The sequence below is a fragment of the Pseudomonas sp. GM78 genome (genome assembly GCF_000282475.1).
Taxonomy (GTDB): Bacteria; Pseudomonadota; Gammaproteobacteria; order Pseudomonadales; family Pseudomonadaceae; genus Aquipseudomonas.
Genome location: NZ_AKJF01000132.1, coordinates 1 through 15764, shown reverse-complemented (window position 1 = coordinate 15764; position 15764 = coordinate 1). Strand labels below are relative to the sequence as shown.

Here is a 15764-nt window from a genome sequence, read left to right as displayed (position 1 = left end):
CCCGTGTGAGTGCAGTGATGGATCAGGCGCTGCGCAGCAGCGCGGCATAGGCCTGCAAATGGTGGTCGTCATCGCCCAACTGGTGGCTGAGCATCACCAGTCTTTTGGCGTGATGGGCCAGGCTGTATTCCCAGGTCATGCCGATGCCGCCGTGCAACTGGATCGCTTGCTCGGCGATCAGGCGTGCGGCGCGCACCACCACGAATTTGGCGGCGGCCAGTTGCCGGCTGCGGTCGTCACTGTCGGCCTGATCGGCCACGCAGGCGGCCAGGATGGCCATCGAGGTGGCCAATTCGAGCTCGCCGCGCATGTCGGCCATGCGATGCTGCAACACCTGGAACTTGCCGATGGGGGCGCCGAACTGCTTGCGCGTCTTGAGGTAGTCGAGGGTCAGGCGAAACGCCTCCTCCATACCGCCGATGGCTTCGGCGCACTGCCCGGCAATCGCGCGACCCTGCTGATAACGCAAGGCTGGCAAGGCCTCGCCAACGTTGCCAAGTAACGCGCTGCGACCTACAAAGACCTCGTCGAGGATCAGGTCGCTGGCACGCGGGCCGTCGATGCAGGGGTAATCGCAACGCTGCAAGCCGTCCGCCTGGGAATCGACCAGGAACAGGCTGATCCCCTGTTCGCCTAGCGCATCGCCGCCTGTACGCGCCGACACCAGGATCAACCCCGCACTGGCCGCGCCGACCACGGCGATCTTGCGCCCGGACAGGCACCAGCCGCCCTCGACCGCGCGCGCCTGGGTTTGCACATCGTGCAGTTGGTAATGGCTTTGCTGTTCTTCCAAAGCTACCGCCAATTGCAGCGAGCCTGCAGCGACTTGCGGCAACAGGTCTGCCTGCTGGCTGGCATCACCCAGTTGCTGCAGCAGGCCGGCCGCGTGAATCTGCGATTGCAGGAACGGCTCCAGGCACAGGTTGCGACCGAGCTCGGTCATGATCAGCAGGTTGTCCACGCCGCTGCCACCGAAGCCGCCGTGTGCCTGGGCAATCGGCACCGAACACAGGCCCAGTTCGGCCATCTGGTTCCAGAACGCCGGGCTCATGCCGGCTTCGCTGCGGTAGTAGCCCTCGCGGGCTTCGAAGCTGTAGTGATCGCGGGCCAGTCGGGCCACGGTGTCTTGCAGCATCTGCTGCTCGGCGCTGAGTGTGAAGTCCATTGCGTACCTCCTTAAAGCTCAAGAATCATCTTGGCGATGATGTTCTTTTGAATTTCATTGGAGCCGCCGTAGATAGACAGCTTGCGCAGGTTGAAATACTGGCTGGCGGGGGCGGCGCTGTAGTCGCTGTGCAACACCGTGCCGGTGAAGTCGTCGTGCAGTTCTGCCTCGACAAAGGGCAACGCTTTGGTGCCCAGCGCCTTGCGCAGCAAGTGGCTGATTGCCTGGCGAATTTCCGAACCCTTGATCTTCAGGATCGAGCTTTCGGCACCGGGCACACCGCCGGCCTGGGCGGCGGCGAGGATGCGCAAGGTGCTCATCTCGATGGCCAGCAGCTGAATCTCAACCTCGGCGACCTGCAGGCGAAACTGCAAATCGTCCAGCAGCGGCAAACCGTTGCGCAGTTCCTGCCGGGCCACCTCCTTGAGGTGCGCCAGTGCCGCCTTGGACTGGCCGATACCGGCCTGCCCGGTGCGCTCGTGGGTCAGCAGGTACTTGGCGCAGGTCCAGCCCTGATTCTCTTCGCCCACCAGGTTCTCGACCGGTACGCGGACGTTGTCGAAGAACACCTCGTTGACCTCATGCTCGCCTTCGAGCGTGATGATCGGGCGAACGCTGATGCCGGGAGTGGCCATGTCGATCAGCAGGAAGGAAATACCCCGCTGCTGCTGGGCTTCGCTGTCTGTGCGCACCAGGCAGAAAATCATGTTGGCGTGCTGGCCCAGGGTGGTCCAGGTCTTCTGACCGTTGACCACATAGTGCTCGCCCTCGCGCACGGCGCGGGTCTTGAGGCTGGCCAGGTCCGAGCCCGCGCCCGGTTCGGAGTAACCCTGGCACCACCAGTCTTCGCCGCTGAGAATGCGTGGAAGGTAATGCGCCTGCTGCGCCGGGCTGCCGAACTTCATGATCACCGGGGCAACCATGTTGACGCCGAAGGAGATCAGGCGCGGTGCGCCGAAGGCGGCGCATTCTTCTTCGAACAGGTGCTTTTGCACCACGCTCCAACCGGTGCCACCAAAGGCCACCGGCCAATTGGCCGCGTACCAGCCGCGCCGCGCGAGGATGCGCTGCCAGCGTTGGTGGTCGTCCTTGCTCAAGCGCTTGCCCAGGCGAACTTTGCTGGCGATGTCTGCGGGCAGCGCGTCACTTAGAAAGGCCCGCACCTCGGCGCGGAACTCAAGCTCGGCGGGTGTGTAATGGATGTCCATGCAAAGTCCTCTATCGATGGTCAGGCCAACCCCAAGGCTGGCCGCAAGTTCAGCCTTGGCGTTGCCTGGCCGCCTGGCGCCGGGCAAAGAAGTCTTCGATCAACGCCGCGCGCTGGGGCGATGCCATGCATTCGAGAAACAGTGCACGCTCGCGCTGCAGGCCTTCGCTCAATGGCATTTGCGTTGCCGCTTCGACGGCGGCGAGGCAGCGCGGCGCCGAGAATGAATCAGCTTGGGTTCGGGTGATTTCGCTGTGTCGGGCCTCAATCAAGGCGCTGGCTTCGACGGATGTCGTGGGCATTTCGATCTGGCCGACGCGCCGCACTGGGGCCTGCTCGGCCAAGAGTTGCCGTGCATGCCGCAGGCCTGCGACCAGAGGCTCGTCGTCGAATAGCGCGTCTACAAGACCGAGCTCCAGCGCCTGGCTCGCCTCTATCGGTTCGCCCGTGATGATCATCTCCAGCGCTGTTGCCACGCCCACCAGACGCGGCAAGCGCTGGGTGCCGCCACCACCGGGCAACAGCCCCAGGCGGGTTTCCGGCAAACCGAGCCGGGTAGCACTGTGGGCAATGCGGTAGTGACAACCCAGTGCGACTTCCAGCCCGCCGCCCAGCACCGAACCGTGCAACACCGCCAACGAAGGCTTGTTGCCGTTTTCGATGGCCAGGGTCAGTTCCTGCAGGATCGGCACCTGGGCCGGCTGGCCGAACTCGCGAATATCGGCGCCGGCGATAAAGGTCTTGCCCACGCAATAGAGCATGATCAATTCCACCTGCGCGTCCTGTTCGGCCGTTCTAAAAGCTTCCAGCAACCAGGCGCGCAGGGCGTGGCCAAGGGCATTGACCGGCGGGTTGTCGACCCGGATCAAGGCCACGCCTGCCTCGCGGGTCATGTGTACGACTGAAGTCATCGGACAGTTCCTCTTCTTGTTGTTATGCGGCTTGCCAATCGCTTGCGCCAGTCAGCGGTGAGTCCACACCGGCTGGCGCTTCTGCGCGAAGGCCTGCATGCCCTCCTTCTGGTCCTGGCTGGCAAAACTGGCGTGCATCAGGCGCCGCTCGAACTGCACGCCCTCGGCCAGGGTGGTTTCGAACGCCCGGTTGACCGCTTCCTTATTGAGCTTGACCGCGATGGCCGGGTGAGCGGCGATTTGCGCGGCCACGGCCAGGGCTTCATCCAGCAGGCTGGCCAGGGGCACCACGCGGCTGATCAAGCCCAGGCGCTCGGCTTCATCGACGTCCATGAAACGCCCGGTCAGGCACAGGTCCATGGCCTTGGCCTTGCCGATGGCGCGGGTCAGGCGCTGCGTGCCGCCGGCGCCGGGCAGCGTGCCGACCTTGACTTCGGGCTGGCCGAACCGTGCGTTGTCGGCGGCGATGACCATGTCGCACATCATCGCCAGCTCGCAGCCACCGCCCAGCGCCAGGCCGGCAACCGCTGCAATCACCGGTTTGCGGCAGCGGGTCACGGTCTCCCAGTTGGCCGTGACGAAGTCCTCCAGGTACACATCGGCAAAACCCTTGAACTGCAATTCGCTGAGGTCGGCACCGGCGGCGAAGGCTTTGTCGTTGCCGGTAATGACGATGGCCCGAATCTGCTCATCGGCCTCGAAGGCCAGCAGTGCCTGGCCCAACTCCGTCATCAAGGCGTCATTGAGCGCGTTATAGACAGTCGGGCGATCAAGGCGGATCAGGCCAACGGCCGCACGCTGCTCGACAAGGATGTTCAGGAAAGCCATGTCATCTACCTCTTGTTCTGCGGGAATGCCTTCGAATATATCCACAGAAAAATATAAAGACAACATGTTGACATATTAATTTTGAAAGCCTTATCTTCAGCTCATCGAAAGGGCAACACCAGATCGCCAGATAACAACAACTCAAACCCTTAAGAGTCGATATCTACAAATGAACAACTGGACAGGCACACCCGCAGAGCGTCATCCAGAAACGCCCAGCAGTAGTGACATGATCATTACAGATTATTGGGATGCGCAGCTTGCCCGGGGCGCCGACTGCCGCGCCCTGTCGAGTTACCAGAGCGGCGAAGACACCCCCGTCTCGTTTACCTACGGCGAACTGGATGCCGTGGTGACCCGCATGGGCGCCGGCCTGGCCGCCCTGGGCGTGGAAAAAGGCAGCGTGGTGTCCTGCCAGTTGCCCAACGGCTGGCAGATGACCGCCCTGTTCCTGGCCTGCGCCCGTATCGGCGCGGTGTTCAATCCGTTGATGCCGATTTTCCGGGAGCGCGAGTTGCGTTTCATGCTCGGCCACGCCCGCAGTCATCTATTGGTCGTGCCCAAGCTTTTCCGGGGTTTCGACTACGCCAGCATGGCCGAGGGCCTGCGCGCTGATTTGCCTGAACTGCGCCATGTACTGGTGATCGGTGGCGAAGGCGACAACAGCTTCGAACGGCAACTGCTGGACCGGGCATTGGAGAACAATGGCGATACCCAGGCGCTGTTCGCCGAGCGTCGCCCGCAGGCCGATGACATTGTGCAGCTGCTGTTCACCTCCGGCACCACCGGTGAACCCAAGGGCGTGCTGCACACCAGCAAAACCTTGCTGAGCAACATCATTCCCTATGCAGAGCGCCTGAGGCTTGGCCGCCAGGACATTGTCTTCATGGCCTCGCCCATGGCCCATCAGACCGGGTTTCTCTACGGCATGCTGATGCCCATCTACCTCGGCGCGGCAGCGGTTCTGCAAGACGTGTGGGATGCGCGCACCGCCGTGAAGATCATCGCCGCCGAGCGCCCGACGTTCACGATGGCCTCGACACCCTTCCTCGCCGACCTGATCGAGCTTGCCCCTGGGCACCGCGATGCATTGTCGAGCCTGCGGATTTTCGTCTCCGCCGGCGCGCCGATTCCGGAAAGCCTGGTGGAAAAGGCCGGCAACAGCCTCAACGCGAAAATCATCTCGGCCTGGGGCATGACTGAATCCGGAGCCTCGACCATGACCCGTCCGCAGGACGATCCCGAGCGGGCCATCTACACCGATGGTGTGGCCCTGCCACTGGTAGAGGTGCGGGTGGTCGACGATGCCGGCATTGAAGCCCCTGCCGGCAGCGAAGGCCATCTTCAGGTCCGCGGCGCCAGCCTGTTCGTGGGTTACCTCAAGCGTCCCGACCTCTACAGCGTCGACGCCCAGGGTTGGTTCGCCACCGGCGATCTGGCCCGCATGGATGCCCAGGGCTATATCCGCATCACCGGGCGAACCAAGGATGTGGTGATCCGCGGCGGCGAAAACATTCCGGTGGTCGAGGTGGAAAACCTGCTCTACAAGCACCCGGCCATTTCGGCGGTGGCCCTGGTGGGTTGCCCCGACGAGCGTCTTGGCGAGCGGGTCTGCGCCTACGTCACCCTGCATGACGGTTACACGAACCTGCGCCTCGATGAGGCGGTGACCTTCCTGCTCGAACACAACCTGTCGCGCAACTACTTGCCCGAGTACCTGGAAGTGCTGCCTGCCCTGCCCCGCACGCCTTCCGGAAAGATCCAGAAATTCAAGCTGCATGAGCGGGCCGCGAGCATTCGCATCGACCCGGTCAAGCGCCGCTGAACCCTCCCCCTCAAATCGCGCAAATCAATTGAATTGGAGAATGCCCCTATGAAAGGCCTGAATGGAAAAACCGTCATCATCACCGGCGGTGGCGGCGGCATCGGTCGCGCCGTGTGCCAGCGCTTCGCTGCCGAAGGTAGCCTGGTGGCCGTGCTCGATCGCGACAGCGATGCTGCACAAACCACCGTCGACCTGATCCGCGAAGCCGGCGGCAAGGCCGTCGCCTACACCGCCGACATCACCGACTACGCCGCCATCACCGACACCGTGGCCGCCATCGAAAAAGACCTGGGCGTGCCGACGGTACTGGTCAACAACGCCGGTTTCGACCGTTTCATGCCGTTCCTCAAGACCGAGCCCAAGCAGTGGGAACAGTTGATTTCGATCAACCTGACCGGCGCCCTGAACATGCACCACGTGGTGCTGCCGAAAATGCTCGAGGCCGGTGGTGGCAAAGTCATCAACGTCGCCTCCGATGCCGCCCGCGTCGGCTCCTCGGGCGAGGCCGTGTACGCCGCCTGCAAGGCCGGCCTGGTGGGCTTGAGCAAAACCCTGGCCCGGGAGCTGGCGACCAAGGGCGTTAACGTCAACGTGGTTTGCCCGGGCCCCACCGACACCGCGCTGCTCAAGAGCGTGGCCGACACCTCCAACAACCCGGAAAAACTCCTGGAAGCCTTCAAGAATGCCGTGCCGATGCGTCGCCTCGGCCAGCCGGAAGACTACCCGGGAATCATCGCCCTGCTCGCCAGCGACGATGCCAATTTCATTACCGGTCAAGTGATCAGCGTGTCCGGCGGCCTGACGATGGCTGGCTAAGCCAGACCACACTCAAATGGGAGAGCATGCAATGAACTACGAAGACATCCTGTACCACGAACTCAACGGCGTCGCGACCATCACCATCAACCGCCCCGAGCGCTACAACGCGTTCCGCGGCCAGACCTGCATGGAGCTGCTTGACGCGTTCAACCGTGCCGGCTGGAACAAGGACATCGGCGTCATCGTCTTCACCGGTGCTGGCGACAAGGCCTTCTGCACCGGCGGCGACCAGGGCGCCCATGAAGGCCAGTACGACGGTCGCGGCCTGATCGGCCTGCCGGTCGAAGAACTGCAGAACCTGATCCGCGAAGTGCCCAAGCCGGTGATCGCCCGGGTCAACGGCTTTGCCATCGGTGGCGGGCATGTGCTGCACGTGGTCTGCGACCTTAGCATCGCCTCCGACAAAGCCGTATTCGGCCAGGTCGGCCCCAAGGTCGGCTCGGTCGACCCGGGTTACGGCACCGCCTACCTGTCGCGCCTGATCGGCGAGAAACGCGCCCGCGAGATCTGGTACCTGTGCCGCAAGTACAGCGCGCAGCAGGCACTGGACTGGGGCCTGGTCAACGCCGTGGTGCCTCACGAGCAGCTCGATGAAGAAGTACAGAAGTGGTGCGAAGAGATTCTCGAGAAGAGCCCGACCGCGCTGTCCATCGCCAAGCGCTCGTTCAATGCCGACAGCGCCAACATCGGCGGCATTGGCGGCCTCGGCATGCAGGCCCTGAGCCTGTACTACGACACCGAGGAGTCCAAAGAAGGTGTCGCCGCGTTCAAGGAAAAGCGCAAGCCCGAGTTCCGTAAGTTCTACAAATGATCCCTGCGCCGGCGGCCATCGCGCTGCCGGCACAGCACCCGAATGGCCTGGAGAGCATCATGAATTTCGCCTTCACAGAACAACAAAATGCCATCCGCGAAAGCGTTGCCCGATTCAGCGCCGACGTCCTCGCCCCCGGTTACCGCCAACGGGATCGCGATGGCCGCATCGAGCGCGAAGTCATTGCCCAGATGGGCGAGATGGGCCTGCTCGGCGGTGAATTGCCGGAAGAATTCGGCGGCAGCGGCCTGGACTGCGTCACCGCCGGCCTGATCATCGAAGAACTGGCCCGTGGCGACTTCAACGTGGCGTACATCCCGCTGCTGACGTCGCTCAACGGCCAGATCATCGCCCACTACGCCGACTCCTCCCTGGCCCGGGAATGGCTGGGTGAAATGACCGCTGGGCGCAAGGTCGCCTGTATCGCCCTGACCGAACCCAGCGGCGGGTCCGATGCCGCCAGCCTGCGCCTGAAGGCCGAGCTCAAGGGCGACGTCTATGTGCTCAACGGCGAGAAGACGTCGATTTCCATGGCCGACCAGGCCGACGTCGCCGTGGTCTTCGCCCGCACCGGCACCGTGGAGCAACGCGCCAGCGGTATCAGCGCGTTCCTGGTGCCGATGAACCTGCCCGGCATCAGCACCACCCGCTTCGAGGATGCCGGCGAGCGCGCCATCGGTCGCGGCTCGATTTTTTTCGACAATGTGCAGGTGCCGGTCAACCATCGCCTGGGTGATGAGAACAAGGGTTTCAAGCAAGTCATGCAGGGCTTTGACTACAGCCGCGCCCTGATCGGCCTGCAATGCCTGGCCTTGGCCCAGCAGTCGCTGGATGAAACCTGGCAGTGGTTGACCGAGCGCAAGGCCTTCGGCCAGGCCTTGTCATCGTTCCAGGGTTTGACCCACCCTCTGGCAGAATTGCAGACCTACGTGCATGCTGCCCGCCTGCAGTGTTATTACGCCCTGTGGCTCAAGGATAATAAGCTGCCACACAATGCCGAAGCAGCGATGAACAAGTGGTGGGGCCCGAAACTGGCGTTCGATGTGGTCAAGCAGTGTCTGCTGGCCCATGGGCACACCGGTTACGGCGAGGACCTGCCGTTCGCCCAGCGCTTGCGCGATGTACTTGGCCTGCAAATCGGTGACGGCACCGCGCAGATCATGAAAAATATCATCGCGCGCGAATTTGTCCCCAATTGATGCCCTGCCTGCTCCATCAGGTCGGGCGCTCATACAACTGTGCTCACCCTGACGGAGCGATAAGGAACATCAATGAACAATAGCGATACCCGATCCGTACCCAACACGCTGTTTTTCCGGCTGTTCCAGACCGGCAACGTGTTGCAGCGGCAAGTCCAGAAAGAGATGGGCATCAGCACGGTGCAATGGGCCGTGCTCGGCGCCCTGTCACGTGAACGTTATGAAGGCGGTATCTCGTTCTTTGAACTGACCGAGTACCTGTTCGTCAGTCGCCAGAGCCTGGACGGCGTGCTCAAGCGCATGGAGCGCGACAACCATGTGTTGCGCGTGCCGCACCCGGATGACGGACGTGCGCGCCTGGTGCAACTGACCGATACCGGCCGGGCCTTCTGGGACTCGTTGCAGGAGCGGATCCAGACGTTTTACCAGCAGGCGTTGAAAGGCTTCAGTTTCGACGACAGCGTCAGCCTGTTGCATTACCTCAACAAGCTGCAAGGCGACATGGTGGCCATATCGCTCGGCGACGAGCCGCAAGACGACGAGGCGCAATAGGCTGATCCCCACCTTCCTGCCCTCGCCGAAGCGTCATTGTTCATGAAACCCTAAACAGCCCCCTTCCCGGGGCTGGCTGAACAACAAAAACAACTCACAGCAGGCAGGAACCTCTCATCATGCGTACAGCCAATCCCGTCACCGGGCATCTGGCCGGGCCGACTCGTGCCCGGTATTCCTTCAAGGCCCCTTGCGTCTCTGCTTTATTGCTCGCTTCACAGGCCCACGCAGACATCATCGCCGACAGTCACTTGAGCCTGGAAACCCGTAATTTCTACATGAACCGTGATTACCGGGACGCCGGGTTGTTTGACGGCCCGCGCCACGATGGCAAGCCCCAGAGCAAGGCGGAAGACTGGGCGCAAGGCTTCATTTTGCGCGCCAACTCGGGGTTTACCGAGGGCACGATTGGCGTGGGCCTGGACATGCTGGGGCTGGTGGGCGTCAAGCTCGACTCGGGTGGCGGCAGCAGCGGCACTGGCGTGCTGCAGCGCAACCAGCGCACCGGCGAGCCGGTCGATGAGTACAGCTTCCTGGCACCGACCGCCAAGCTCAAGGTCGCCAAGACCCTCGTCACCCTCGGCAACCACGAACCGGTGATGCCGGTGCTGTTTCGCAATGACACGCGCCTGCTGCCACAGACCTATCGCGGTGGGCAGGTGGTCTCCACCGATATCCAGGACCTGAGCCTCACCGCCGGGCAATTTCGCCAGGCCCACCAGCGCGACTCGTCCGACTACGAAGACATGCGCATGGCGGCCGATGGTTCCACCGGTGGTGTGCCCACTGACCGCTTCAACTATGGCGGTTTTACCTACGCCTTCCTGCCCAGCCTCAGCGCCACGGTTTATCGCGCCGAGCTCAAGGACAACTACAGCCAGAATGCCGCCAGCCTCTTGTACAAGGCGCCATTGAGCGAAAGCGTCAACCTCAAAGCCGACGTGCGTTACTTCGGCAGCGATGACGAGGGCCGCACCAACGTCGACAACCGCTATCTGGGCGGCATGTTGACCTTGAGCAGCCGCGGCCATTCCCTGGGCCTGGGCTATCAGAACCAGCGTGGCGACACTGGCCTGCCCTACCTGCTGGTGGCTGACCCATGGGCGTTGAACAATGGCACGTACCAGCCTTTCGTGCGGGCCGGGGAAGACTCCTGGCAACTGCGTTACGACTATGATTTTGCCGCTTTGGGCATCCCCGGCCTGACCTTCATGACCCGCTACATGCGCGGCGATGACTTCGAGATTCGTGCCGTTGGCGCCAAGGAGTGGGAGCGCAACACCGACATCGGCTACGTGATCCAGGGTGGACCGTTGCGCAACCTGAGCCTGCGCTGGCGCAATGTGACGTATCGCGGTAGCGACACGACCGACGTCGATGAGAATCGACTGATAATCGCCTACACCTTCAAGTTCTGGTAAGTCCCCGGGCAGTTAAGGGCGCCAGCACGTTGGGCTGGCCGCCCTTGAAAGTACGCGCTTCCTATTGCTCGCCATGAGCCGCCAGATAGCTGTCCACCGCCTCGCCTATCGTGGGAAAAAACGCCGATTCGCCAAGCCTGGCGAACAGCCCGAAGCGCTTGAGTTTGTCCTTGACCGGGTCTTTCATCTCGGCCACGCACAACTTGATACCCGCCGCGTGCAGGGTGTCGTCCAGCTCTGCCAGCATGTCGGCAGAGGTCACGTCGACACTGGTGACCGGTTCCGCCGCCACGACCAACCAGCGCACCGGCGTGGGCGAAGCCGCCACGGCGTTCAGCACCCGTTCATTGAACAGTTCGGCGTTGGCGAAAAACAACGGCGCATCCCAGCGGAACAGGACCAGGCCGGGGATCAGGCGCGCGTTCGGATAACGTTGGATATCGTGGTAGCCCTTCACCCCCTCGGCTTGCCCCAGCACGGCGGAGTACGGCCGCCAGCCATCCCACAGGAATTCGATGACGGCGATCACGATGGCCAGGGCGATACCCTCGATCGCACCGAACACGGCGACGCCAATGGTGCAGGCGATCGACAGCCAGAACTCCCAGCGCTGGATACGATAAATGCGTCGCAGGTCGGTCACTTCGATCAAGCCGATGGCCGAGGCGATCACCACGGCTGCCAGTGCGCTGTTGGGTAAGTCCTGCAGCAGGTTGGGCGCCACCATCAGCAACACGGCCACCGCCACTGCGCCGACCACGCCTGTCAACTGGGTCTTGGAGCCGGCAGCTTCGGCCACGGGCGTCCGTGAAGAACTGCTGCTGATGGGAAAACCCTGGAAAAAACCCGCCGCCAGATTGGCGAAGCCCAGCCCCGCCATCTCCTGGTTCGGGTTGACATAGGTGCGGGTACGCGCGGCGTAGACCCGCGAAAGCACACTAGTGTCGGCGAACGAGACCAGGGCAACGGCGCAACCGCCGATGATGACCGGGACAATATCCGCGCGGGTGATCCAGGGGATCGCGAACGCCGGCAAACCTTGTGGCAGCACACCAAGGACCGACACGCCCGCGCCCGTGGCAAGGTCCAGCACACCGACGGCGACGGTCGCACCTGCCACGGCGATCAGGATGCCCGGGATTCGCTTGTTGCCTTTGAGCAGCAGGATCACCGCCAGGGTGGCGACGCCGACCATGAAAGTGGTCCAGTTGGTCTTGCCTTGCATCACCCCGGTGGCGATCGCCCACAGGTTTCTGAACGGGCCGTCGGACTCGATGGAAAAACCGAAGATTTTCGGCAATTGACTGATCAGTACCGTCACCGCGATCCCGTTCATGTAGCCATAGCGGATCGGTTTGGACAGCAGCTCGGTGATAAAACCCAGGCGTGCGATGCCGGCCAGGATGCACACCGCGCCCGACACGATCGCCATCATGCTCGCCAGGGCGACGGCGCGATGGGGGTCGCCACCGGACAATGGCAGCACGACGGCGAGGATCACGGCGGCCAGCGAGGAATCCGGCCCCAGCACCAGGATCCGGCTGGGGCCGAACAGCGCATAAGCGAGGAGCGGAACGATGGTCGCATATAGGCCATAGATGCCGGGTACGCCCGATGCCACGGCGTAGGCGATGCCGACGGGCACCAGCATGGTGGTCAGCACGAGGCCGGCCATGATGTCGTGGCGCAACCAGGCTATCTGGTACTCGCGCAGCGTTCGTAGCCCGGGCAACCAACGGCTCCAGCCGCTGTCGCCGCCGGTATCGCGAGGGGCAATGCGCCCCGGTTCCGGGGTGGGCGGCGAAGCATCCGAATGGCTCATGGGACTGTGGCCCTTTTTGTCCAGCGCATGACTCTGTTTGGAAGTGCCTGCTTGAAGTGCCCGTCAGAATTTTTCGGGAATTCGCCGCAGCGGATAATCCGGTTCGCGATAACCGCCGGGCTTCTGCCGCTTGGGCAGCACCACCTTCTCACGCGCGACTTCCTCGTAGGGGACGCGACTGAGAAAATCAGAGAGGATGTTCAGGCGCACGCGCCGCTTGTCGTTGGAGTTGGCCACCAGCCAGGGGGCGTGCTCGGTGTCGGTCGCCTGGAACATGTCGTCACGCGCCCGTGAATAGTCGTACCAGCGGCTGTATGACTTGAGGTCCATGGGGCTCAATTTCCAGATTTTACGCCCATCCTTGATGCGCTCCTCAAGCCTTCGGGTCTGTTCTTCCGGACTGACTTCCAGCCAATACTTGAGCAGGATAATGCCCGAATCGACAATCGCACGCTCGACGTTGGGCACCGTTTTCAGAAACCCGGCAACCTGCTCTTTGCTGCAGAACCCCATCACCCGCTCCACGCCCGCCCGGTTGTACCAACTGCGATCGAAGATCACCACCTCGCCGGCGGCGGGCAGATGCGGCAGGTAGCGTTGCAGGTACATCTGGCTTTTTTCCCGATCGGTCGGTGCCGGTAGCGCCACCACGCGAAACACCCGCGGGCTCACGCGCTCGGTCAGCGCCTTGATCGTCCCGCCCTTGCCGGCGCCGTCGCGGCCCTCGAAGACAATGCAGATCTTGATGCCCTTGGCTTTCACCCATTCCTGCAATTTGACCAGCTCGACGTGCAGCAGGCGCAGTTGCTCAAGGTAATCCTTGTTCTTCAGTTTCAGGCTTTGTGCGGGATAACCCTTAGCGGCTTTCTTTTTGTCCTTTGCCATGACCAAGACCTCAGAAAAACAAATTGTCGACAGGTAAGCCGTGTCATTGCCGGCTGCTCAGCCACCGAGCGCGATGATCGCGACGATCAGTACGGCACCGGTGACCGCCATCGCAACGCCACCTACCCAGGGCTTTGCCCCGGCATAGCGCGCCAGTATCCAGCCGGCGATGAACAGCACCACCAGCCCGACCAGGTTGGACAGGCGTACGGCAAGCGCTGTCTGGTCGAGCAACAGAAACGGCACCACAAGGGGGAATGTCGAAGCCACGACCAACAGGAAAACCCCGATCGCGCCCCTGAAGTCGTCCCAGGTCAGGCGCGGCTGTACCGACGTGTTGGCAAATTTGACCAAACGCAGCCGCAGTGACTCCAGTTCTTCGGGGCCGGCCGCCGCGACCAGCCGCGGTGGCAGCGCGTCGGCGATCAGCGCTTGCCCGGTCGCCGCATCCGCTTCGCCGCTCAGGGCGGCGAACAGCGTACGTTTGCGCGTGCGTTCGATCAGGCTGCGCAGTAGATACATCACCGCATCGGCCAGTCCCCAAGCCAGGTTGCACCCCAGTGCGGCGAACATCATCGTGCGTTCCGCCTCCTGGCCAGAGGTCGCCACGCTGATGGTTCCGGTGAAGGTCATGGCCATGAGCAGGCCAAAGATCACTTCCGTCACCCGATCGACCGGATCCAGTACCCGTGCCCGCTTTTGCTCTGCTGTGCCTTGCATGCAGTCATCCTCGCACGGCCGCGTCAACGTGTGGCCCTTTGAGACAGGCCAGGGCAGCGGTCCTTTATCACTGGGCGGTTTCAACAAATTTTCAGTGTAGTTTGAAAAGCCTGTTTCGCTGGCGATTCGAACGTGCGCAGTCGTACCGCGACGCTGCGACACCGACTAAGCTTTTACGATTGAACCTGATTGCCCATGGAGATGTACGTGAGCAGCGCTCCCCTGTCCGAACTCGATGCCGCCCTGCCCGGCCTGGTACGCAAGATCCGCGTGCTGGATGCCCTGGCCTGGCCGGAGGGGGTCGAGGAAACGTTCCTGGCCCGTTGGCGCGCCGGGCAAGCCCGATTGCCCGGGGTCACGTTGCGCCCGCGTGATCACAGCACCGACATTGGCGCGCTCGAGGCCTTTGTCGGCCGCTGCGATGAAGGGCATCCCGCCGGGCGCCACCTGGCCATGACCGCGCGCAGCTATGCCACGGCCGGGCACATGCTTGGTGCCATTGGCACCCCGGCCTTTACCCAGTATTCGTCAGCGTTGTATCGGCGCCCGGACTTCTACTACCCCAACCTGAACCTGAGCATGCTGGACGCGGCCCACTTCTTCCTCAAGACCACCGACGCCCTTCTGGGCGGTGCGCGGATTCCACCGAGCCCGGCGGAAATCCCGGCCGAGGCCTTCGCCGCCTGGATGCAACCGGAACTGGACCGCTTCTTCGGCCCGGGCCGGATCACGGTGGTGCTCGATCCGACCCTGGCCGCCAAGGCCATCGCCGGGGCGAGCCGCATTCGTTTGCGGGCCAGCGCGTTGTTTTCGCAACTGGACAAGAACCAGCTGTTGCAGCACGAGGCTTTCGTGCATGTGGCCACGGCGCAGAACGGCGCACTGCAACCGAACCTCAAGAGCCTTGGCCTGGGCGCGCCGCGCACCACCCAGACCCAGGAAGGTATCGCCACCCTGGCCGAACTGTTCACCGGCAGCATGGACATCAACCGCCTGCGCCGCCTCGCGTTGCGCGTGCTGGCGGTGCAACAGGCGCTCGATGGCGCCGATTTCATCCAGGTGTTCGAAGGTTTTCTCGCTGCCGGCCAGACCCAGGAGGAATCTTTCCGTTCAACCCAGCGGGTGTTCCGCGGCGCCGACCTGCGCGGCGGTTCGGCGTTCACCAAGGATGCGGCCTACCTGACCGGGTTGCTCGGCGTTCACACCCTGTTGCGCATCGCGATCCGCGACAACCGACCGGAGCTGGTCGGTTACCTGTTCGCCGGGCGCCTGAGCCTGGGGGATACCGTTCGCCTGGCCCCGCTCTTCGAGTCCGGCTGGCTCCAGGGCCCGGTCCATCTGCCGGCCTGGGCCTCGGATTTACGCCTGCTTGCCGCCAACCTGGCCTTCTCTGCCTTTATCTCGCGGATCAAGCTGGACGTGCTCGACCTGGACGTGCTCATGGCCTTTGCCGATGCGCATGAAACCGATGCCAGTGCCTAGGACAGCCAAAGCTTGTGGGCGATTGTTGTCGGAGTACATATCCATTGCTGCGGTAACGACCACTTATGGTTTCGCCCTTACGGCGACTCCCTTTTTCAAACGCCAAAAAGGAAGCAA

The 15764-nt window shown here is 62.9% G+C and carries 14 protein-coding genes; 7 read left to right on the top strand and 7 right to left on the bottom strand.

Annotation, left to right across the window (positions count from 1 at the left end; genetic code table 11):
- Positions 1-22 precede the first annotated feature (22 nt).
- The 4 genes from PMI35_RS10265 to PMI35_RS10280 are packed head-to-tail and all read right to left on the bottom strand — an operon-like array spanning position 23 to position 4111.
- A complete protein-coding gene (locus PMI35_RS10265; protein ID WP_008062372.1) occupies positions 23-1165 on the bottom strand; it encodes an acyl-CoA dehydrogenase family protein in 1143 nt (380 codons plus the stop codon).
- An 11-nt stretch (positions 1166-1176) separates the two neighbouring features.
- Complete coding sequence (locus PMI35_RS10270; protein WP_008062370.1) at positions 1177-2373, bottom strand: acyl-CoA dehydrogenase family protein; 1197 nt, start codon at positions 2371-2373, stop codon at positions 1177-1179.
- A 49-nt stretch (positions 2374-2422) separates the two neighbouring features.
- Positions 2423-3283, bottom strand: a complete 861-nt coding sequence (locus tag PMI35_RS10275) for an enoyl-CoA hydratase/isomerase family protein (RefSeq protein ID WP_008062368.1) — start codon at positions 3281-3283, stop codon at positions 2423-2425.
- Positions 3284-3334: 51 nt separating this feature from the next.
- Positions 3335-4111, bottom strand: a complete 777-nt coding sequence (locus PMI35_RS10280; protein ID WP_008062366.1) for an enoyl-CoA hydratase — start codon at positions 4109-4111, stop codon at positions 3335-3337.
- Positions 4112-4340: 229 nt separating this feature from the next.
- Here PMI35_RS10280 and PMI35_RS10285 point away from each other — a divergent pair, with 229 nt between their 5' ends.
- The 6 genes from PMI35_RS10285 (at position 4341) to PMI35_RS10310 (ending at position 10738) form a co-directional block, all read left to right on the top strand.
- On the top strand, positions 4341-5936 hold the full coding sequence (locus tag PMI35_RS10285) for an AMP-binding protein (protein ID WP_008062365.1): 1596 nt from the start codon (positions 4341-4343) through the stop codon (positions 5934-5936).
- Positions 5937-5984: 48 nt separating this feature from the next.
- Positions 5985-6752 carry an SDR family NAD(P)-dependent oxidoreductase gene (locus PMI35_RS10290; protein WP_008062364.1) on the top strand — a complete coding sequence of 256 codons (768 nt, stop codon included), beginning with the start codon at positions 5985-5987 and terminating at the stop codon, positions 6750-6752.
- A gap of 31 nt (positions 6753-6783) precedes the next feature.
- A complete protein-coding gene (locus tag PMI35_RS10295; RefSeq protein ID WP_008062363.1) occupies positions 6784-7566 on the top strand; it encodes an enoyl-CoA hydratase-related protein in 783 nt (260 codons plus the stop codon).
- Positions 7567-7625: 59 nt separating this feature from the next.
- Positions 7626-8765 carry a cyclohexanecarboxyl-CoA dehydrogenase gene (gene aliB, locus PMI35_RS10300; protein ID WP_032831823.1) on the top strand — a complete coding sequence of 380 codons (1140 nt, stop codon included), beginning with the start codon at positions 7626-7628 and terminating at the stop codon, positions 8763-8765.
- 72 nt (positions 8766-8837) lie between these two features.
- On the top strand, positions 8838-9317 hold the full coding sequence (locus tag PMI35_RS10305) for a MarR family winged helix-turn-helix transcriptional regulator (protein WP_008062357.1): 480 nt from the start codon (positions 8838-8840) through the stop codon (positions 9315-9317).
- Between the two features lie 119 nt (positions 9318-9436).
- Positions 9437-10738, top strand: coding sequence for an OprD family porin (locus PMI35_RS10310; protein ID WP_008062352.1), 1302 nt, complete (start codon positions 9437-9439; stop codon positions 10736-10738).
- A gap of 61 nt (positions 10739-10799) precedes the next feature.
- Here the strand turns inward: PMI35_RS10310 and PMI35_RS10315 are convergent, their stop codons facing one another.
- The 3 genes from PMI35_RS10315 to PMI35_RS10325 form a co-directional block, all read right to left on the bottom strand.
- Positions 10800-12560, bottom strand: a complete 1761-nt coding sequence (locus PMI35_RS10315) for a SulP family inorganic anion transporter (RefSeq protein WP_008062351.1) — start codon at positions 12558-12560, stop codon at positions 10800-10802.
- Positions 12561-12623: 63 nt separating this feature from the next.
- Positions 12624-13445: a polyphosphate kinase 2 gene (ppk2, locus tag PMI35_RS10320; protein ID WP_008062349.1), complete on the bottom strand. Its 822-nt coding sequence runs from the start codon at positions 13443-13445 to the stop codon at positions 12624-12626.
- A gap of 57 nt (positions 13446-13502) precedes the next feature.
- On the bottom strand, positions 13503-14165 hold the full coding sequence (locus tag PMI35_RS10325; RefSeq protein WP_008062347.1) for a hypothetical protein: 663 nt from the start codon (positions 14163-14165) through the stop codon (positions 13503-13505).
- A gap of 207 nt (positions 14166-14372) precedes the next feature.
- Here PMI35_RS10325 and PMI35_RS10330 point away from each other — a divergent pair, with 207 nt between their 5' ends.
- Positions 14373-15647 (top strand): flavohemoglobin expression-modulating QEGLA motif protein, encoded by a 1275-nt coding sequence (locus PMI35_RS10330; RefSeq protein WP_008062345.1) that lies wholly within the window; start codon positions 14373-14375, stop codon positions 15645-15647.
- The last annotated feature ends 117 nt before the right edge of the window (positions 15648-15764 follow it).

Excerpts from the sequence above, each read along its gene's own strand:
- PMI35_RS10285 (WP_008062365.1), top strand. The coding sequence starts at position 4,341 with ATGATCATTACAGATTATTGGGATGCGCAGCTTGCCCGGGGCGCCGAC.
- PMI35_RS10310 (WP_008062352.1), top strand. The coding sequence starts at position 9,437 with ATGCGTACAGCCAATCCCGTCACCGGGCATCTGGCCGGGCCGACTCGT.
- ppk2 (WP_008062349.1), bottom strand. The coding sequence starts at position 13,445 with ATGGCAAAGGACAAAAAGAAAGCCGCTAAGGGTTATCCCGCACAAAGC.
- PMI35_RS10325 (WP_008062347.1), bottom strand. The coding sequence starts at position 14,165 with ATGCAAGGCACAGCAGAGCAAAAGCGGGCACGGGTACTGGATCCGGTC.
- PMI35_RS10315 (WP_008062351.1), bottom strand. The coding sequence starts at position 12,560 with ATGAGCCATTCGGATGCTTCGCCGCCCACCCCGGAACCGGGGCGCATT.
- PMI35_RS10290 (WP_008062364.1), top strand. The coding sequence starts at position 5,985 with ATGAAAGGCCTGAATGGAAAAACCGTCATCATCACCGGCGGTGGCGGC.
- PMI35_RS10295 (WP_008062363.1), top strand. The coding sequence starts at position 6,784 with ATGAACTACGAAGACATCCTGTACCACGAACTCAACGGCGTCGCGACC.
- aliB (WP_032831823.1), top strand. The coding sequence starts at position 7,626 with ATGAATTTCGCCTTCACAGAACAACAAAATGCCATCCGCGAAAGCGTT.
- PMI35_RS10275 (WP_008062368.1), bottom strand. The coding sequence starts at position 3,283 with ATGACTTCAGTCGTACACATGACCCGCGAGGCAGGCGTGGCCTTGATC.
- PMI35_RS10280 (WP_008062366.1), bottom strand. The coding sequence starts at position 4,111 with ATGGCTTTCCTGAACATCCTTGTCGAGCAGCGTGCGGCCGTTGGCCTG.
- PMI35_RS10270 (WP_008062370.1), bottom strand. The coding sequence starts at position 2,373 with ATGGACATCCATTACACACCCGCCGAGCTTGAGTTCCGCGCCGAGGTG.
- PMI35_RS10265 (WP_008062372.1), bottom strand. The coding sequence starts at position 1,165 with ATGGACTTCACACTCAGCGCCGAGCAGCAGATGCTGCAAGACACCGTG.
- PMI35_RS10305 (WP_008062357.1), top strand. The coding sequence starts at position 8,838 with ATGAACAATAGCGATACCCGATCCGTACCCAACACGCTGTTTTTCCGG.